Origin of the sequence: Pedobacter foliorum (assembly GCF_013266735.1) — a bacterium.
In the GTDB taxonomy this organism is placed as follows: Bacteria; Bacteroidota; Bacteroidia; order Sphingobacteriales; family Sphingobacteriaceae; genus Pedobacter; species Pedobacter foliorum.
The window spans coordinates 1-2,841 of the sequence record NZ_JABSNU010000030.1 but is presented as its reverse complement, the minus strand read 5'-3'; the positions used below and the strand labels follow the sequence as shown (position 1 = coordinate 2,841).

General features: G+C 49.4%; 2 rRNA genes. Both read left to right on the top strand.

Features of this window, described 5'->3' with window-relative positions:
* Nucleotides 1-2,608, top strand: a 23S ribosomal RNA gene (locus HQN83_RS25120); the annotation flags it as partial.
* A gap of 117 nt (nt 2,609-2,725) precedes the next feature.
* Nucleotides 2,726-2,837 (top strand): 5S ribosomal RNA (gene rrf / locus HQN83_RS25115).
* The last annotated feature ends 4 nt before the right edge of the window (nt 2,838-2,841 follow it).

The following is a 2,841-nucleotide window of genomic DNA, read 5'->3' as shown; positions in this document are numbered from 1 at the left end:
TAGTGGGGTTGTAGGACTACGATATGATTATAATGCAATGAAGTGGAACAGGATGGGAAGCCTGGCAATATAGAGTGAGAGCCTCGTACACGTAAGTACCATTAGTCTAGTAGTATCCTGAGTACCGCGAGGTCGGAGACGCCTTGTGGGAATCTGCCGGCACCATCCGGTAAGGCTAAATACTCCTGAGAGACCGATAGTGAACCAGTACCGTGAGGGAAAGGTGAAAAGAACCCCGAACAGGGGAGTGAAATAGAACCTGAAACTGTGTGCTTACAAGCGGTCGGAGCGTCCAGGTGGCGTGACGGCGTGCCTTTTGCATAATGAGCCTACGAGTTACTCTTCTCTGGCAAGGTTAAGTGTTTAAGACACGGATCCGAAGCGAAAGCGAGTCTGAATAGGGCGTATAGTCAGGGGAGGTAGACGCGAAACCTTGTGATCTACCCATGGACAGGTTGAAGGTGCGGTAACACGTACTGGAGGACCGAACCGATAAACGTTGAAAAGTTTCCGGATGATCTGTGGGTAGGGGTGAAAGGCTAATCAAACTGGGAAATAGCTCGTACTCCCCGAAATGTTTTTAGGAACAGCGTCGTGGTAGAGTTAAATAGAGGTAGAGCTACTGATTGGGTGCGGGGGAGTCAAATCCTACCAAATCCAGACAAACTCCGAATGCTATTTAATATACACGGCAGTGAGGCGCGGGGTGCTAAGGTCACGCGCCGAGAGGGAAAGAACCCAGACCATCAGCTAAGGTCCCCAAGTTACAGTTAAGTTGAACTAACGAGGTCCGATTGCATAGACAGCTAGGATGTTGGCTTGGAAGCAGCCATTCATTTAAAGAGTGCGTAACAGCTCACTAGTCGAGCGATCGGGCATGGATAATAAACGGGCATTAAACTGTACACCGAAGCTATGGGTAATATTAATATTACGGTAGGGGAGCATTCCAGCGGCAGCGAAGCTATGACGTAAGTTGTGGTGGAGCTTCTGGAAAAGCAAATGTAGGCATAAGTAACGATAAGGCGGGCGAGAAACCCGCCCACCGAAAGGATAAGGTTTCCTGATCAACGCTAATCGGATCAGGGTTAGTCGGGGCCTAAGGAGAACCCGAAGGGGATATTCGATGGACAACGGATTAATATTTCCGTACTTTTTATAACTGCGATGTGGGGACGGAGTAGTGACACTGCCGCGATCTGACGGAATAGATCGTTGAAGGCTGTAGGTATAGGACTGGTAGGCAAATCCGCCGGTCTTGCTGAACGCTGATAGTACCGCAAACCTTCGGGGGCGTGGATAGTGCAGGTAATCAGACTTCCAAGAAAAACCGCTAAGCTTCAGGTTATAAAAACCCGTACCGCAAACCGACACAGGTATCCGGGAAGAGAATTCTAAGGTGCTCGAGTGAATCATGGCTAAGGAACTCGGCAAAATGGCCCTGTAACTTCGGGAGAAGGGGCGCTGGTAGCAATATCAGCCGCAGTGAAAAGGCCCAGGCGACTGTTTAACAAAAACACATGGCTTTGCAAAATCGAAAGATGAAGTATAAGGCCTGACACCTGCCCGGTGCTGGAAGGTTAAGAGGGGATGTCATCCGCAAGGAGAAGCATTGAATCGAAGCCCCAGTAAACGGCGGCCGTAACTATAACGGTCCTAAGGTAGCGAAATTCCTTGTCGGGTAAGTTCCGACCTGCACGAATGGTGTAACGATCTGGGCGCTGTCTCAGCCATGAGCTCGGTGAAATTGTGGTCCCGGTGAAGACGCCGGGTACCCGCAACGGGACGGAAAGACCCCATGCACCTTCACTACAATTTAACATTGACATTGGATACAGGATGTGTAGGATAGGTGGGAGACTATGAAGTGGCGTCGCTAGGCGTCGTGGAGTCAACGTTGAAATACCACCCTTTCTGTATTCGGTGTCTAACCCCGCTGGTCGGGGGACATTGTTTGATGGGTAGTTTGACTGGGGTGGTCGCCTCCAAAAAGGTAACGGAGGCTTTCAAAGGTAAGCTCAATACGCTTGGTAACCGTATGAGGAGTGCAATAGCATAAGCTTGCTTGACTGTGAGACATACAAGTCGATCAGGGTCGAAAGACGGATATAGTGATCCGGTGGTTCTGCATGGAAGGGCCATCGCTCAAAGGATAAAAGGTACGCTGGGGATAACAGGCTGATCTCCCCCAAGAGCTCATATCGACGGGGAGGTTTGGCACCTCGATGTCGGCTCGTCACATCCTGGGGCTGGAGAAGGTCCCAAGGGTTCGGCTGTTCGCCGATTAAAGTGGCACGCGAGCTGGGTTCAGAACGTCGCGAGACAGTTCGGTCCCTATCTGTTGTGGGCGTTGGAATTTTGAGTGGGGCTGACCTTAGTACGAGAGGACCGGGTTGGACTAGCCTCTAGTGAATCTGTTGTTCCGCCAGGGGCATTGCAGAGTAGCTACGCTGGGAATAGATAAGCGCTGAAAGCATCTAAGTGCGAAACTAGCCACGAGATGAGAATTCCATATAGGACCGTAGCAGACTACTACGTTGATAGGTTACAGATGTAAAGATGGTGACATCAAAGTCGAGTAATACTAATAATCCGAAGCTTTCAAGAGCAGTAAACTGTTGTTTGTTCTTCAAAACTTAACTTCTTTCAATAATATGTCATCGTTATGATGTGGGAAACAATACAGCAATGTAAAATGAGGCCTACAAAATAACTTTAAAAATATTTAGGTGCCTATATCGGTGGTGTCTACCTCTTCCCATTCCGAACAGAGAAGTCAAGCCCACCAGAGCCGATGGTACTGCGGTAACACGTGGGAGAGTAGGTCGGTGCCAAATCTTA